We start from the raw sequence: 14,669 nt of genomic DNA, 5'->3' as shown, positions 1-14,669 counted from the left end.
TCCCGGGGACGCGATTGCGTGACCCCGGGACTGTCGTATCAGTTGGTAGGACAGGGCGGTCGTTGATACGACCGCAACGGGGACGCAGGTAGCGAGGAGGTCGGTGAGCATGGTCCTCGCCCTTGTGGTGTGTGCGACGGTGGTGGCCCTCGGAGTGGCCGGCCTGGTCGCCTTCGCGGTACGCCGCCGGGTGATCCAGCGGGTCGGCGGCACGTTCGACTGCAGCTTCCGGTTGAAAATGCCCGCCGACGCCTCCACGCGGCCCGATCTCGACGAGAACGGACAGCCCACCTCCGCCCCGGTCCCGGTGACCGACGGCAAGGGGTGGGTTTTTGGTATCGGCCGGTACAGCGGCGACTCCATCGAGTGGTTCCGGGTGTTCTCCTACGCGCCCCGCCCGCGGCGGGTGCTGCCCCGGACCGAGATCGAGGTGCTGGGCCGCCGCTACCCGGAGGGCCAGGAGGAGCTCGCCCTGCTCTCCGGCTCGGTCGTCCTGCGCTGCCTGCACAACGGCGCCCCGCTGGAACTCGCCATGAGCGACGACGCCCTCACCGGCTTCCTCGCCTGGCTCGAGGCGGCCCCCCCGGGGCAGAGGGTCAACGTCGCGTAGCGACGGAGAATGGGGGCACCTCCCGCCCGGAGGGTGGGGAGTCGCGTAGCGGGGCTTAACCCGTCCCGGTGGCTTCCCGGGAATCCCTTCCCGTACGACCTGTGGGCGCCCTAGCGTCGGAGCGTTGGTTGTGCCACGGCACTCGGCCCGCTCACACTGTACGGAGGAGGTGTGCTCTCAATGACCGCTATGGCGCACGAGCCCGATCTTGACTTCGGCCTTGTTCCGGACCTGGACGAGGTGCTCTGGCAGGCGTGGAGGTCTCTCGAACTCCCCGAGGGCTATCGGGCGGAGATCGTAGAGGGGTTCATCGAGGTTTCACCTACCGGACGACGCGGTCACGCCCGGATCGCCAACCGCCTTCGCGACGCCCTGGTGCTCGCGCTGGCCGGCAGCGAGTACGCGGCATTCCAGGACGTCAACGTCCTCCACGGCCGCAAGGTCCTGGTCCCGGATCTGTTCGTGGGGCCCGTGGACCTCGACGACATTCCCGACCCCGACGGGCTCGGGGTCGCCGCCACCGGTGTGCTGGTGGTGGTGGAGGTGGTGTCACCGGGAGCCGAGGCCCGCAAGCGGGATGTGGTCCGCAAGCGCAGGGCCTATGCCCGAGCCGGTATCCCGGTCTACGTCCTGGTGGACGATCACGACGGCCCCGGGCACGTCACGGTGCTGACCGCGCCCGATCCGGAGAAGGCCACCTACGAGGCCGAGGTGCGGATGCCGTACGGCACGGACGTCACGATCCCCGAGGGCCCGGCCAAGGGCTTTGTGATCGGCGTCGCAATCACGGGTGGGCCGCGCGGGGCCTGACTAGGCTGGCCGCCATGGTGAATCTGACGCGGATCTACACCCGCACCGGTGACGACGGCACGACGGCTCTCGGGGACATGAGCCGCACCACCAAGACCGACCCCCGGCTGATCGCGTACGCGGACACCAACGAGGCCAATGCCGCCCTGGGGGTGGCGCTCGCCGCGGGGGCGCTGTCCGAGGACGTGGTGGCGGTGCTGACGCGGGTTCAGAACGACCTCTTCGACGTCGGCGCGGACCTGGCGACCCCGGTGGTGGAGGACCCGAAGTACCCGCCGCTGCGGGTGCTGCAGAGCTACGTGGACCGCCTGGAGGGGGACTGCGACCACTACCTGGAGCAGGTGGAGAAGCTGCGCAGCTTCATCCTCCCCGGCGGTACCCCCGGCGCCGCGTACCTGCATCTGGCGTGCACCGTGGTGCGCCGGGCCGAGCGGGCCACCTGGGCGGCGATCGAGCTGCACGGGGACACCGTCAACCCGCTGACCGCGAAGTACCTGAACCGGCTCTCCGACCTGCTGTTCATCCTGGCGCGGGTGGCCAACAAGGAGCGCGGCGACGTGCTGTGGGTCCCGGGGGAGAACCGCTAGACCGCCGGACCGCCGGACCGCCGGACCGCCGGACCGCTAGACCGCCGGACCGCCGGACCGCTGGACCGTCAGCCCCGCTCCCGCTTGGGGAAGAGCGTGTAGCTGGCGGCGATCAGCAGGCTGATGCCGGTGACGGCGGCCATCCGCGGGTACCACTGGTCGAGGCCGGCGGTCCGGGCGGCGTCCCCGGCCAGCCACTGGACGCCGGCGATCAGGGCCACCGTGACGACGGCCGCCACCAGCGTCCGGCCGAAGATCCGCCACTCGTGGGCGGCCCGCTCGCGGCCGTACTTCGGCGGCCTCGCGGGCCGCTCGCCGCCCGCGAAGCGGTGCGCGGCGTGGGCGTCGGCCCGGCGCACCAGCGCGTGGCCGTAGCCGACCGAGAAGCCCGCGTAGGCGGCGGCCAGGCCGTGGGACCAGTCGGCGACGGCGCCGGAGCGCAGGTCGTGGACGGTCGCCGCGAGGATCACCAGGTCGGTCAGCGGCAGGCCGATCAGCAGTACGGTGCTCGCCGTCCGCCACCGCAGCAGGTAGCGGGCGGCCAGCGCCAGGGCCAGCAGCACCCAGAAGCCGATTTCACCGGCGATGATGATCGGGACCATGGCTCCAGCCTCGCCCGGCGGCCGCCGCCGGGTCATCGTCGCGGGGTGCCGCACCGGGTGCGACCTTCGATGTACGGCGTCTCGTCCGTCCGGTCGGTGCCGGCCCGGCCGGGCGGATGATGGGATGGCCGGTGTGAGACTCTCCCCCCGCCAGGAGGACCGGGCGGTCGCCGTCGCGGGCCTGGCCGCCGGCCTGCTGCTGATCGGCTTCGGCGCGTACGACAACCGCGGTCAGGTGCCGCCCTGGCTGCTGGTGCTGCCGCTGGTGGCGATGGCGGCGCTGGAGCTGCTGCGGCGGACCCGGCCGATCTGGGCGGTGTCGCTGGGCGGGCCGGTCCTGGCGGTGGACCTGGTCACCGGGTCGGTGCTGGCCACCGTGGTGATGTACACCGACCTGCTGTACGCGGCCACCCTGTACGGGCCGCCCCGGATGTCCCGGGTGCTGCACCTGACCGGCGCGGCGACCACGGTGGTGCTCAGCGGCCTGACGGCGACCTACGGGGAGGTCTCGGACGCGCTGCTGGTGGTGGGCCTGTGCGGGCTGGTGTTCATCGCCCCGGTGTGGACCGGCGACCTGATGCGGCGCCAGCGGGAGCAGACCGAGAGCGCCCGGCTGCGGGCCGAGCAGACCGCGCTGCTGGCCGAGCTGGACCGCCGCACCGCGGTGACCGCGGAGCGGGCCCGGATGGCCCGCGAACTGCACGACGTGATCGCCAACCACCTCTCGGCCATCGCCATCCATGCGACCGGCGCGCAGTCGCTGGCCCGCCGGCAGTCCAGGGCCGAGGACGAGCCGCTGGTGGAGGCGCTGGCGGTGATCCGGCAGAACAGCGTCCAGGGCCTCGCGGAGATGCGCCGGATGATCGGCCTGCTGCGCGAGGAGCACCCGGAGGAGTCGTACGCGGCGCCCCGGCTGGACGCCGTGGACGCGCTGCTCGCCCAGGCCAGGGCGGCCGGGCGGGGCGCCGGGCTGGCCTTCGAGGCGGAGGAGTGCGGCGAGCGCGGCGAACTGGCCGCGCCGGTGGAGCTGGCGGCCTACCGGATCGTCCAGGAGTCGCTGACCAACGCGCTCAAGCACGCGGCGGCGGGTACGGTGCGGCTGCGGATCGGCTACCGCGCACAGGAGTTGGAGATCGTCACGGAGAGCCCGTACCGGCCCGGCGAGGGCCGGGCGCCGGCCGGGGCGCGGGCCGGACTGGTCGGCATGGGGGAGCGGGCGCAGCTGCTCGGCGGGGTCCTGGAGGCGGGGCCGGACCAGGGGTGGTGGCGGGTGCGGGCGGTGTTGCCGCGGGAGCCGCGGCCGACGGGGGAGAGCGCGAGGGCCGGGGATGCCGGGGATGCCGGTGCGGCGGCGGAGAGGGGAGGGACCCGATGACGGCGGTCCGGGTGCTGGTGGCGGAGGACCAGGCGGCGGTCCGGGCCGCGCTGGTGATGATCCTGCGCGCGGAGCCCGGGATCGAGGTGGTCGGGGAGGCGGCCGACGGCGAGCAGGCCGTCCGGCTGGCCGCCCGGCTGCGCCCGGACGTGGTACTGATGGACGTCCAGATGCCCCGGCTGGACGGGGTCTCGGCGACCCGGCAGGTGGTCGCCGCCGGGTCGGCCCAGGTGCTGGTGCTGACCACCTTCGACCTGGACGAGTACGTGTGGGGCGCCCTGCGGGCCGGGGCCGCGGGCTTCCTGCTCAAGGACGTGGAGGCGGACGACCTGGTCGAGGGGGTCCGGGCGGTGGCGCGCGGGGACGGCATGCTGGCGCCCTCCGTCACCCGGCGGCTGATCAGGACCTTCGCCCGCCCGTCCCCGGCGGGCGGGCCGCAGGGCCCCGACGGGTGGGCGGCGCTGTCCTCGCTGACGCCGCGCGAACGCGAGGTGCTGGGCTGTCTCGGCGCCGGGCTGTCCAACGGGGAGATCGCGGCGCGGCTGGAGATGGCCGAGGCGACCACCAAGACCCATGTCAGCCGGATCCTCGCCAAGCTCGGGCTGCGCAGCCGGGTGCAGGCCGCGATCCTCGCCCAGGAGCTGGGCGTGGTGCCGCCCGGCTGACCGTCAGCTGCGGTCCAGTGCGGATCTCGCCCGTTCGGCGTCACCCGCCCAGACCATCAGCCGGGGCCCGGCGGTGGTCCGTACGAGGGTGTGCCGCACGCCGGCGGCGGTCAGCAGGGCGCCGAGCCGGGCCGCCTCGGCGGGGTCGGCGGGCGCGGCGACGGTGACCAGCAGCCCGTACTCGTCGGGGTTGCCCGGGTGCGGGGGGCGGGCCACCAGCGAACCGCCGCGCCGGTACGTCCAGCGCAGCAGCAGCACCAGGACGGCGACCACCACCAGGCTGAGCAGCAGTGCCAGCAGCGGATGCACAGCAGTCAACGCGCCAACCTCCCGTCGGTCCGGCACAGATCACACTCCTCAATCTCACCACGGAGCCCGCCGGGGCGTTAGAGTCCGGGCCGTGAGCGGCGCGGCTCCGGGGGGAGACCCCTGCCCTGAGCCGCCTTCAGGCACCGCCCTGGAACCGCCGGAGCAACGGGCCTCGGCCCCACGCTCCCGGTGGGTCCGACGGGCGAACATCGTCACTCGGGAGACCCAGCCATGAGCAACGCAGCCAGCCAGCAGATCGCCGTGATCGGTGCCGGCCTGATGGGCGCGGGCATCGCCCAGGTGTCGGCGCAGGCCGGCCACCCGGTGGTGCTGCGCGATGTCACGGACGAGGCGCTGCAGCGGGGCCTCGCCGGGATCCGAGCCTCGTACGAGAAGTTCGTGGCGAAGGGCCGGATGACGGCCGAGGACGCCGAGGCGGCGCTGGGCCGGATCACCACCACCACCGACCTCGGCGCGGTCGCCGGGGCGGACATCGTGGTCGAGGCGGTGTTCGAGCAGCTGGAGGTCAAGGAGAGCGTCTTCCGCGAGCTCGACAAGATCGCCAAGGAGGGCGCGGTGCTGGCTTCCAACACCTCCGCCATCCCGATCACCCGGATCGCTGCCGCCACCTCCCGCCCGGAGAGCGTGGTCGGCGTGCACTTCTTCTCGCCGGTGCCGCTGATGCGCCTGGTGGAGCTGGTGCGCGGCTACAAGACCAGCGACGAGACGCTGGCCCGGGTGCGGGCGTACGCCGAGGGTGTCGGCAAGGAGGTCGTGGTGGTCAACCGCGACGTGGCCGGCTTCGTCACCACCCGGCTGATCACCGCGCTGGTGGTGGAGGCGGCGAAGCTGTACGAGTCGGGCGTGGCCAGCGCCGAGGACATCGACACCGCCTGCCGGCTGGGCTTCGGCCACCCGATGGGCCCGCTGCAGACCGCCGACCTGACCGGTGTCGACATCCTGCTGCACGCGGCGCACAACATCTACGCCGAGACCCAGGACGAGAAGTTCGCCGCCCCGGAGATCATGGCCCGGATGGTGACCGCCGGGGACCTCGGCCGCAAGAGCGGCCGCGGCTTCTACGGCTACGAGTCCTAGGAGGGCGTCACCCGGGTGGTGGGCGGAACGCCGCGAGCGGGCCCACCACCCGGGTGAGTTTGCTCACGCCCGCGCCGCAGACGGGTGATTTGGGCGGGAATCGCGCATGAGTATGGGGACTTCCTGCGTATATTCCCTCGGACGGGTGAAGTTGACCGCCATCCCGCCGGGTGGGAGCAACCTGCGGAGTTGGTTCACCGTCAGATGAGGGGGAGACCGGCGCGGCGCCTGCCGGCCCGGCCCCGTAACCCCTGGCGGCACCCGCGCGGATCCCGGACCTGTACCCGGGATCGGCACCCTGGAGCGACACGGCGCATCGACACAGCGCATCGGCACGGCGGAGGAGGAGAGCGTGCGCATCACCGGTGACCACCGCGGCCTGGCCATCGAAGGCCGGCTCGACGTCCGCAGTGCCGCCGACGCGCGGGCCCACCTGCACTCCGCCGTCGACGGCGGGCAGGGCGACCTGGTGCTGGACCTCGGCCGCCTGGAGTTCTGGGACGCCACCGGTCTCGGCGTCATCATGGGCACCCACCGCCGGGCCGGCCGGCTCGGCCGCCGCCTCGTCCTGCGGGACGTCCCCGCGCAGCTGCAGCGGCTGCTGGTCGCCACCCGCCTGCACCGCATCCTCGCCGTCGAGGGCACCCTCCCGGACGCCTACGGAGCCACCGTCCCGGCGCTCGGCGCCGCGGCCCCGCCGCTGGCGGCCCCGGCCGGCTGACCTGCCCGCCTCCCGGCCGGCCCGGTCCGCCGCCCGTCCTCGCTCCGCGGCGCCAACTTCCTTGCCCGGGCCGCCCGTCCGCCCGCCCTACCCGCCGGTACCTGCTTCGGTCGTGTCCGACCCTTCCGGGCCGCCCCGGAAACCGGGACCGGGTCTGTGCTCCGGCGGGCTGGTGTGGGAAAGTCTGCGCCAGAAGCCACGGCCACGCGGAGCCGGCCCGTGGCCGTACTGCGGCGCCGGGGGTTCAGCGCCGGACGGTCGATCATGGGCGGAGCATGGACGTGGGACAGCCAACCGGCGATTTCCGGCAGGACGGGCCGCGCCCCCGCACCCGCGAGGTGTTCCCCGGCGACCTGATGCTGACCGTGGGCGGCGCCGACGGCTCCGAGGTCACCGCCTGCCCGGACGGCTGGCGGCCCGAGCCCCGGCGCACCCGCGGACCGGCCCACCACGGCCCCGCGCTCGGCCCCGAGGTGGCGGTCGGCCCGCTGGCGCTCGGCACCGGCCTCGCCGACCTGCCGGTGCTCGACCGCGAGGCCGACACCGCCCGGCTGCTCGGCCTGCTGGCGGAGGGCCGCTCGGTCCGGCTGACCGGTCAGCCGGGCTCCGGCCGCAGCGCCCTGCTGGCCGCCGTCGCGGACGCGGCCGACGCGCTCGCACCCGACGGGGTGGTCCGGCTCAGCGGTCACCGGCGGACCTACGCCGACCTGGTGCAGGACCTGTTCACCGCCACCCACCACGCCCCCGGCGTCCGCCCCGACCGGCCGGAACTCGCCGAGCGGCTCGGCGCGGTGGGCGCGGTGGTCACCATCGACGACGTCGAACTCGGCGAGGCGGAGCTGGAGCAGCTGCTGGAGCTGGCACCCGACTGCGCGTTCCTGGTGGCCGCCGCCCCGGGCGGGCGGCCGCTGCCGGCCGGCTCGCGGCTGCAGGACCACCCGGTGGGCGGCCTGTCGCGGGGCGCCTGCCTCAACCTGGTGGTCCGGCTGGCGGGCCGTCAGCTGGACGAGTCCGAGCGGGCCTGGGCGGTCGACCTGTGGTTCGAGTCGGAGGGACTGCCGCTGCGCTTCGTCCAGGCCGCCGCACTGCTGCGCCAGCGCGACATCGCGGTCGACGCCCTGGTCGCCGCCCGCGAGGACCGCCGGAGCGTCTTCGGGACGGTCGAGGAGATCGAGGAGCCCGACGACCCGGCCGAGCTGGAGGCCGAACTGCGGCGCTCCGTCCCGCTGCCGACCGTGGCGGAGACCGCGGCACCCGCGCTGCGCCTCGCCGAGGGACTCGGGGACGCCGCCCGCGAGGTGCTCCGGCTCGCCCTGGCCCTCGGCGGCGAATGCCCCACCGCCTCCCACCTCCCCGCCCTGATCGACGTCGGCCAGGGCGAGAGCGCACTGCAGGAACTGGTCGACGCCGGACTCGCCGTCCCGGCCGGCGGCCACCTCCGGCTGGCGGCGGGCGTCCTGGACAGCCTGGCCGCCCACTGGGAGACCGGCGAGATCGGGTACGGCGCGGCCGAGCACTTCTCCTGGTGGGTCGCGCACGGCTCGGTGGGCACCGGACAGATCGCCGCCGAGGCCGAGGTGGTGCTCGGCGCGCTGCTCGCCGACCGGGAGGCCGGCCGCCCCGAGGCCGTGCTGCAGCTCGCCAGGTCGGCCGCGCCGGCACTGGCGATGTCGCTGCGCTGGGGCGCGTGGGAGCGGTCCCTGCAGCTGGGACTGGAGGCCGCACGCAGCCTCGGCGCGACCGGCGAGGAGGCCTGGTTCCACCAGGAACTCGGCGCACTCGCCCTGTGCCTGGGCACCACCCAGCGGGCCTCGGCCGAACTGGACGCGGCCGTCGCCCTGCGCGCCGCCCTGGGCGAGCCGCGCGGCGGCGCGGCGGCCCGGCGGATGATCGAACTGCTGCGGGCCAGCCTGGCCGCGGCGCACGACGAGGACGAGGACGAGGGTTCGACCGGCGGCCGCCGCCCGGTGATCCGGGCCATCGCCCAGGCACCGTTCCGCTTCCGGACGGCGCCCAGGACCGGACGCGACCTGAGGCGTACGGTGCTCGGCGCGTCGGCGGCGGTCCTCGCGCTCGGAGTGCTCGGCACCGCGATCGGCCTGAGCCTCGCCGGACCCGACGAGCAGGGCGGCGGCTCGGGCGGGCCCGGCCACTCGGTCGACGACTACGTGCTGCCGAGCGGGCTGATGCCCTCCGGCGCGAGCCCGTCCGCCTCCGACACCCCGACGCCCACCGAGAGCGCCACCGAGGCGGATACCGAGACCCCTTCGGCCACGCCGAGCGCCTCACGCAGTACGACCAAGAAGCCCACCCCGAGCAGGTCCGCGACGACCACGACCACGGCCCCGCCCCCGGGCGGCGGAGGCCCGGTCACGCCGCCGCCCACGACCCCGCCGCCCACGACCCCGCCCCCGACCTCGGAGGCGCCGAGCCCGTCGGCCTCGCCCTCGCCCACAGGCACGTAGGCCGGGAGGGTCAGAACAGCTTGAGCTTGTCGTCGTCGATGCCGCGCAGCTCGTCGTAGTCCAGCACCACGCAGCCGATGCCGCGGTCGGTGGCCAGCACCCGGGCCTGCGGCTTGATCTCCTGCGCGGCGAAGACGCCCTTCACGGGGGCCAGCAGCGGGTCGCGGTTGAGCAGCTCCAGGTAGCGGGTGAGCTGCTCCACCCCGTCGATCTCACCGCGCCGCTTGATCTCGATGGCGACGGTGGCGCCGTCGGAGTCGCGGCACAGGATGTCGACCGGGCCGATCGCGGTCGGGTACTCGCGCCGGATCAGCTGCCAGCCGGCCCCGAGCACCTCCATCCGGTCGGCGAGCAGCTCCTGGAGATGGGCCTCGACGCCGTCCTTGACCAGCCCGGGGTCGACCCCGAGCTCGTGCGAGGAGTCGTGCAGCACCTGTTCCAAGGTGATGATCAGCTTCTCGCCGGCCTTGTTGGTGACCGTCCAGACGCCGTCCACCTCCTTCAGGCTGCACGGCGGCGACATCCAGTTGAGCGGCTTGTAGGCGCGGTCGTCGGCATGGATGCTGACGCTCCCGTCGGCCTTCACCAGGATGAGGCGGGTAGCGGACGGGAGATGGGCGGAGAGCCGTCCGGCATAGTCGACGGAGCAGCGGGCAATTACGAGACGCACGGTCGACCACGCTAGCCCACCGGGGCCAGTTGATGCGATTCCGCGACAGCCGGGTGAAGAAAGCGCGTAGGCGGCGAACCATGGAGTGACGACACCTCGCCGCCGCCGACGCCGAACCGGCCCACGGTACGGCACCCGGATGTCCGGTCGCCGGGGTGCGTTCAACGGGGATGGAGAAGCGAGATGAACCGCTCCGACGGGATCCGGCCAATCTGCTCCACCGGGCGGCGCTCGAGCCGTGAATCGATGGATTCTCCAGCCGCGCTGAGCGACGAGTGACAACCTTGAGTAAGTGGCCGCCGCCCCACCTGGCGGTGTCGCCACGGCGTCGGCGTGCGCCCGGGATCCGGCCGGACCCGGGTTCTGCCCCCTGTTCTCGGTGCGCGGTCCCCGCGGGCCCCTGCGGCCCCGGTGCCGGCCACTGAGCCCTCGTCAGCCCGGACCGGCGGAAGCCGGACCGGGCGGCACCAGCCACCGCACCACCTGGCACCACCTGTGTGAGCACGGCACGGCACCATCCGCACCACGCACGACCACCCCGGCAGCCGCGCCAGGGTGGACCGCGAGAGGAGAACCCATGTCGCTCGACGTCTCACCGGCCCTGCTTGAGAAGGCCGAGAGAGGCGAGGTCGACGAGAGGGAGTTCGTCGACTGCGTCCGCGTCTCCCTGCCGTACGCCTGGGAGCTGATCAGCTCGCTGGTCGCCCAGCTCAAGGTCGACGGCACCGACTTCGCCGACAACCAGGTCCCGCCGCCCAGCGAGCAGGCCCGCGGCCAGCTGCTGCGCGCCATGGCCAGCGACGCGATCCGGGGCGCCCTGCAGCGGCACTTCGGCGTGCAGTTGGCGTTCCAGAACTGCCACCGGGTGGCCGTGTTCGCGCCGTCCGAGGCCTCCGCCGAGCGTCACCGCCGCTTCACCTCCGTCCGGGCCCAGATCCTCAACCAGTCGGAAGAACTGCGGGACTGCTGAACCGCCCCGTCCCGCCGGTGGGCCGTCCCTCGGGGCGGCCCACCGGCGTCGGCGCGCGCTGCGCCGCTCGACCCGGCTGCGCCGCTCAACCCAGCTGCGGCAGCACCTCGGCGCCGAGCCGGGCGATGTTCTCCAGGGTGGCCGCCCGGTCGCCGGAGCCCTCGGTGAGCAGCGCGAACCGCCGGATCCCGGTCCGCTCGGCGGTCGCCAGCAGCCGGTCCGCGCAGCCGCGCGGCGTGCCCACCGGGTGCAGGTCGCAGAGCAGTTCGGTGTACGCGTAGGGGTCGCGCATCCGCCGCTCCTGGCCGTCCACGGTGCGGTGCGCGCCGAGCCCGTCGGCGAAGAACCCCGGCATCGCCCGGAGCAGTTCGGCGCGGGCGCCCGCGGTCCGGTCGGCGACCTGCGCCACCCCCGCCGCGACGTGTTCGCGCTCGACCCCGGCCAGCTGCTCCTCACCCCGGCCGGCGGCCCGCCAGGCGGCCCGGTACGCGGCCAGCATCTCCTTCTTGTCGTCGTCGCCCGAGTGCATGCCCAGCAGCATCGGCAGCCCGCGCTCCGCGGCCGTGCGCACCCCACCGGGCGAGGTGCAGGCCACCACCACCGGCGGTCCGGCCGGTGCGGGCGCCGAGGCGGCCGGCCGGCGCCGCAGCGCGCCCCGCTCGTGCCGCTGCCGGGGGAAGCCGCGCAGCGCCGCCTCGGGCTCGGCGCCCAGCCCCAGCCAGCCCCCCAGCGACTCCCGCGACAGCGGCTCGGCGTACCCGGCCGGCTCCGCGGGGATCACCGGCTCGCCGGCCCGCGGCACCACCGCCACCTCCGGGAACCGGAACTGCGGCCCGTCCGCGTCCACCCGGCCCTCCCGCAGCCAGCGCAGCAGCAGGTCCAGCCGCTCGGGGAAGCCCTCCTCGTAGGCCGCCAGGCCGGTGCCGAACACCGACAGGTCGATCCACGGGCCGCCGCGCCCCACCCCGAGGGTGAACCGGCCGCCGGAGGTGAGGTGCAGCAGCGCGGCCTGCTCGCCGAGCTTCACCGGGTGGCCGGTGGACAGCACGCTGACCGCGGTGCCGACACCGATCCGGCGGGTGCGCCCGAGCAGCAGGGCGGCCAGCGTGGCGGCGTCGGGGCAGACCCCGTACGGCACGAAGTGGTGCTCGGCCAGCCAGACGCTGTCCAGGCCGGACCGCTCGGCGGCGGTGGTGGCGGCCAGGGTGCGTTCCAGCGCCTCGCTCTGGCCCTGGCCGGGGAACTGCGCGGAGAGCAGGAAGGCACCGACCCGGATCGAGTCGGTGCCGGCCTGGTGCCCGAGCACCGGAGCGGGCCCGGCCGTCGGCACCGGCGCGGGGGCCGGCAGCTGGACGGTGGGCCGGGGGGTGGTCTTGGTCATCGGAGGCCTCCTCGGGAGCGCGCAGGGTCTGCGTGCCCCGCCTTGTCCCCTTGTGAGTAACCCATGTCATGTGCCAATGGCACGCTGATCGACCAATTTCCCGAAAGAAAGGATGGATCTCAGGGGAAACGCCCGACCCCCGGGCCACCTCGTGATAGTGGCCCCGGACCCGGGCCGCCGAGCCTTACCCTTGAGGGTAAATCGTGCCCGGCCGAGAGGTAGTTGACGTGTCGCCCCGCCGAAACCGGATCTCCAGCTCCGACGGCCGCGAGGCCGCGCCGGCCGTGCCGCCGGGCGGCTCGCTGCGCCGCACCGAGAGCTACCGCGGCGAGGAGTGGGTGGTGCAGACCGTCGCGGGGACCGCGGGCCGGTTCTACCGCTGCCCGGGCTGCGACCAGGAGATCCCGCCGGGCGTCGGACACGTGGTGGCCTGGCCCGAGCACGGCGCCGGGGTGGACGACCGCCGGCACTGGCACCGGGCGTGCTGGGGAGCGCGGGAGCGCCGCGGCTCCAACATCCAGCGTGGCCGCGGCGCTCCCCGGTACTGACCCTCGCGGGCCCTGTCGGGCGTCCCGTCAGGCGTCCCGGTTCTTCAGCACCAGCGCGCCGCCGACCAGGGCCGCCAGCGTCCAGGCCAGGCAGATCAGGAAGCCCGCCCCGGCGCCGTACGGCTGCCCGCTCTCGCCGTAGACCAGCAGCATCCGCCGGCCCGCGTAGTCGGGGAAGTAGTGCGCCACGCTCTTCACCTTCGGCACCGCCGACAGGATCGGCGACAGCAGGAAGAAGAACGGGACCAGGATGCCGAGTGCCAGGGTCTGGTTGTGCAGCATCGCGGTGACGCCGGCCGAGAACAGGCAGAGCATGGTCAGGTAGGCGGCCGCGCCGAACACCGCGCGCAGCACGTTCGGCTGGCCCAGGTCGGTGGAGTGCTCACCGAGCAGCGCCTGGCCGACGAAGAAGGTGACGAAGACCGTCACCAGCGAGACGGCCAGCGCCAGCGCGCCCAGCACGACGGCCTTGGCGGTGAGCAGGGTGCCGCGCTGCGGCACGGCGGCCAGCGAGACCCGGATCAGGCCGCTGCTGTACTCGTTGCCGACCGCGAGCACGCCGAACACGATGATGGCGAGCTCGCCGAGCCCGATGCCGGACAGCGAGGTGCTGGCGGCGTCGAACGGTCCGTCGCCGGCGAAGTCGCTGAAGTTGTTCTTGGCGAGCAGGGAGATCAGCACGCCGAGGCCGAGCACCACCAGGAAGGTCAGCGCCAGGGTCCAGATGGTCGAGCGGACACTGCGGATCTTGGTCCACTCGGACTGCAGGATCGCGGGGAAGGACGCCATCTCAGTTCTCCTCTCCACCCTGCGGGGCGGGCTGCGGGACGGCCGGTGCGGCCGGGGCCGGCTGCTGCCCGGCCGGTACGGCGGCGCCCTGGCCCTGCTGCCAGCCGGCGCCCCAGGCCGGCGGTGCGCCGGGTGCGCCCGGTGCGCCCGGGCCCGCGTGGTACTCCACCGAGTCCGCGGTCATCTGCATGAACGCCTCCTCCAGCGAGGCCTGCTGCTGGCTGAGTTCGTGCAGGGTGATGCCGTGCTGCGCGGCCAGGTCGCCGAGGAAGGTCAGATCGCCGTTCTCGACCTCGTACGCGCCGCCGGCCACCGGCTCGGCCCGCAGGCCGGCGCCGTGCAGCGCGTCCAGCAGCTGCTCGGGGTGCGGGGTGCGGATCCGGGCGGCGGAGCGGGCGTTCTGCTTGATGAACTCGGCCATCGACAGGTCGGCCAGCAGCCTGCCCTTGCCGATCACCACCAGGTGGTCGGCGGTCAGTGCCATCTCGCTCATCAGGTGCGAGGAGACGAAGACCGTCCGGCCCTCGGAGGCCAGGCCCTTCATCAGGTTGCGGATCCACAGGATGCCCTCGGGGTCGAGCCCGTTGACCGGCTCGTCGAACATCAGGATCTCGGGGTCGCCGAGCAGCGCGGAGGCGATGCCCAGGCGCTGGCCCATGCCGAGCGAGAAGCCCTTGGCGCGCTTCTTGGCCACCGGGGTGAGCCCGACCAGGGCCAGCACCTCGTCCACCCGGGAGCGCGGGATCCGGTTGCTCTGCGCCAGCCACAGCAGGTGGTCGTAGGCGGAGCGGCCGGGGTGGACGGCCTTGGCCTCCAGCAGCGCGCCGATCTTCTTCAGCGGCTCGGACAGCTGCCCGTAGCCCTTGCCGTCGATGCTGACCCGGCCGCTGGTCGGACGGTCCAGGTCGAGGATCATGCGCATGGTGGTGGACTTGCCGGCACCGTTGGGTCCGAGGAAGCCGGTCACCACGCCCTGGGGCACCTGAAAGCTGAGCCCGTCCACGGCCAGCTTGTTGCCGTATCGTTTCGTCAGTTGATGCAGTTCGATCATGTCGCTCCCTCACTCTCC

The 14,669-nt window shown here is 74.0% G+C and carries 16 protein-coding genes; 10 read left to right on the top strand and 6 right to left on the bottom strand.

Annotated features, from left to right (window positions below; genetic code table 11):
- The first annotated feature begins 109 nt into the window (after positions 1 to 109).
- The 3 genes from AB0D08_RS03040 (at position 110) to AB0D08_RS03030 (ending at position 2,007) form a co-directional block, all read left to right on the top strand.
- Positions 110 to 610, top strand: a complete 501-nt coding sequence (locus AB0D08_RS03040; protein ID WP_033824079.1) for a DUF2550 domain-containing protein — start codon at positions 110 to 112, stop codon at positions 608 to 610.
- A 180-nt stretch (positions 611 to 790) separates the two neighbouring features.
- Positions 791 to 1,420, top strand: a complete 630-nt coding sequence (locus AB0D08_RS03035) for a Uma2 family endonuclease (protein WP_033824109.1) — start codon at positions 791 to 793, stop codon at positions 1,418 to 1,420.
- A 14-nt stretch (positions 1,421 to 1,434) separates the two neighbouring features.
- Entirely contained in the window at positions 1,435 to 2,007 is a 573-nt protein-coding gene (locus AB0D08_RS03030) for a cob(I)yrinic acid a,c-diamide adenosyltransferase (protein WP_359886062.1), read from the top strand.
- A 68-nt stretch (positions 2,008 to 2,075) separates the two neighbouring features.
- On the opposite strand, the gene AB0D08_RS03025 is transcribed toward AB0D08_RS03030, so the two are convergent.
- Entirely contained in the window at positions 2,076 to 2,609 is a 534-nt protein-coding gene (locus AB0D08_RS03025; RefSeq protein ID WP_359886061.1) for a hypothetical protein, read from the bottom strand.
- Positions 2,610 to 2,742: 133 nt separating this feature from the next.
- On the opposite strand from AB0D08_RS03025, the gene AB0D08_RS03020 reads away from it, so the two are divergent.
- Positions 2,743 to 3,984, top strand: coding sequence for a histidine kinase (locus tag AB0D08_RS03020; protein WP_233289299.1), 1,242 nt, complete (start codon positions 2,743 to 2,745; stop codon positions 3,982 to 3,984).
- Positions 3,981 to 4,649, top strand: coding sequence for a response regulator transcription factor (locus tag AB0D08_RS03015; RefSeq protein WP_033824082.1), 669 nt, complete (start codon positions 3,981 to 3,983; stop codon positions 4,647 to 4,649). The genes AB0D08_RS03020 and AB0D08_RS03015 overlap by 4 nt, the downstream gene beginning before the upstream one ends.
- A gap of 3 nt (positions 4,650 to 4,652) precedes the next feature.
- Here the strand turns inward: AB0D08_RS03015 and AB0D08_RS03010 are convergent, their stop codons facing one another.
- A complete protein-coding gene (locus AB0D08_RS03010; protein ID WP_033824083.1) occupies positions 4,653 to 4,967 on the bottom strand; it encodes a hypothetical protein in 315 nt (104 codons plus the stop codon).
- Positions 4,968 to 5,189: 222 nt separating this feature from the next.
- On the opposite strand from AB0D08_RS03010, the gene AB0D08_RS03005 reads away from it, so the two are divergent.
- The 3 genes from AB0D08_RS03005 (at position 5,190) to AB0D08_RS02995 (ending at position 9,242) form a co-directional block, all read left to right on the top strand.
- Positions 5,190 to 6,056, top strand: a complete 867-nt coding sequence (locus AB0D08_RS03005) for a 3-hydroxyacyl-CoA dehydrogenase family protein (protein WP_033824084.1) — start codon at positions 5,190 to 5,192, stop codon at positions 6,054 to 6,056.
- A 352-nt stretch (positions 6,057 to 6,408) separates the two neighbouring features.
- On the top strand, positions 6,409 to 6,777 hold the full coding sequence (locus tag AB0D08_RS03000) for an STAS domain-containing protein (RefSeq protein WP_359886060.1): 369 nt from the start codon (positions 6,409 to 6,411) through the stop codon (positions 6,775 to 6,777).
- A gap of 281 nt (positions 6,778 to 7,058) precedes the next feature.
- Complete coding sequence (locus AB0D08_RS02995) at positions 7,059 to 9,242, top strand: hypothetical protein (RefSeq protein WP_051813930.1); 2,184 nt, start codon at positions 7,059 to 7,061, stop codon at positions 9,240 to 9,242.
- Between the two features lie 10 nt (positions 9,243 to 9,252).
- On the opposite strand, the gene nucS is transcribed toward AB0D08_RS02995, so the two are convergent.
- The gene (nucS, locus tag AB0D08_RS02990) at positions 9,253 to 9,912 is read right to left on the bottom strand and encodes an endonuclease NucS (RefSeq protein ID WP_033824085.1); all 660 of its coding nucleotides are present in this window, start codon (positions 9,910 to 9,912) and stop codon (positions 9,253 to 9,255) included.
- 577 nt (positions 9,913 to 10,489) lie between these two features.
- On the opposite strand from nucS, the gene AB0D08_RS02985 reads away from it, so the two are divergent.
- Positions 10,490 to 10,882: an SCO5389 family protein gene (locus AB0D08_RS02985; protein ID WP_033824086.1), complete on the top strand. Its 393-nt coding sequence runs from the start codon at positions 10,490 to 10,492 to the stop codon at positions 10,880 to 10,882.
- A gap of 85 nt (positions 10,883 to 10,967) precedes the next feature.
- Here AB0D08_RS02985 and AB0D08_RS02980 read toward each other — a convergent pair whose 3' ends face one another.
- Positions 10,968 to 12,158 carry an LLM class flavin-dependent oxidoreductase gene (locus AB0D08_RS02980; RefSeq protein ID WP_359886087.1) on the bottom strand — a complete coding sequence of 397 codons (1,191 nt, stop codon included), beginning with the start codon at positions 12,156 to 12,158 and terminating at the stop codon, positions 10,968 to 10,970.
- 389 nt (positions 12,159 to 12,547) lie between these two features.
- On the opposite strand from AB0D08_RS02980, the gene AB0D08_RS02975 reads away from it, so the two are divergent.
- A complete protein-coding gene (locus AB0D08_RS02975) occupies positions 12,548 to 12,811 on the top strand; it encodes an ATP/GTP-binding protein (RefSeq protein ID WP_233289301.1) in 264 nt (87 codons plus the stop codon).
- A 27-nt stretch (positions 12,812 to 12,838) separates the two neighbouring features.
- Here the strand turns inward: AB0D08_RS02975 and AB0D08_RS02970 are convergent, their stop codons facing one another.
- Positions 12,839 to 13,600 carry an ABC transporter permease subunit gene (locus AB0D08_RS02970; RefSeq protein ID WP_033824089.1) on the bottom strand — a complete coding sequence of 254 codons (762 nt, stop codon included), beginning with the start codon at positions 13,598 to 13,600 and terminating at the stop codon, positions 12,839 to 12,841.
- Position 13,601: 1 nt separating this feature from the next.
- A complete protein-coding gene (locus AB0D08_RS02965) occupies positions 13,602 to 14,651 on the bottom strand; it encodes an ABC transporter ATP-binding protein (protein ID WP_359886059.1) in 1,050 nt (349 codons plus the stop codon).
- Between the last annotated feature and the right edge of the window lie 18 nt (positions 14,652 to 14,669).

Source organism: Kitasatospora sp. NPDC048540 (assembly GCF_040651175.1).
Lineage (GTDB): Bacteria > Actinomycetota > Actinomycetes > Streptomycetales > Streptomycetaceae > Kitasatospora.
This window is presented reverse-complemented; position numbering and strand designations above follow the sequence as displayed.

Excerpts from the sequence above, each read along its gene's own strand:
- AB0D08_RS03015 (WP_033824082.1), top strand. The coding sequence starts at position 3,981 with ATGACGGCGGTCCGGGTGCTGGTGGCGGAGGACCAGGCGGCGGTCCGG.
- AB0D08_RS03030 (WP_359886062.1), top strand. The coding sequence starts at position 1,435 with ATGGTGAATCTGACGCGGATCTACACCCGCACCGGTGACGACGGCACG.
- AB0D08_RS03025 (WP_359886061.1), bottom strand. The coding sequence starts at position 2,609 with ATGGTCCCGATCATCATCGCCGGTGAAATCGGCTTCTGGGTGCTGCTG.
- AB0D08_RS03040 (WP_033824079.1), top strand. The coding sequence starts at position 110 with ATGGTCCTCGCCCTTGTGGTGTGTGCGACGGTGGTGGCCCTCGGAGTG.
- AB0D08_RS03005 (WP_033824084.1), top strand. The coding sequence starts at position 5,190 with ATGAGCAACGCAGCCAGCCAGCAGATCGCCGTGATCGGTGCCGGCCTG.
- AB0D08_RS02970 (WP_033824089.1), bottom strand. The coding sequence starts at position 13,600 with ATGGCGTCCTTCCCCGCGATCCTGCAGTCCGAGTGGACCAAGATCCGC.
- AB0D08_RS03035 (WP_033824109.1), top strand. The coding sequence starts at position 791 with ATGACCGCTATGGCGCACGAGCCCGATCTTGACTTCGGCCTTGTTCCG.
- AB0D08_RS02985 (WP_033824086.1), top strand. The coding sequence starts at position 10,490 with ATGTCGCTCGACGTCTCACCGGCCCTGCTTGAGAAGGCCGAGAGAGGC.
- AB0D08_RS02965 (WP_359886059.1), bottom strand. The coding sequence starts at position 14,651 with ATGATCGAACTGCATCAACTGACGAAACGATACGGCAACAAGCTGGCC.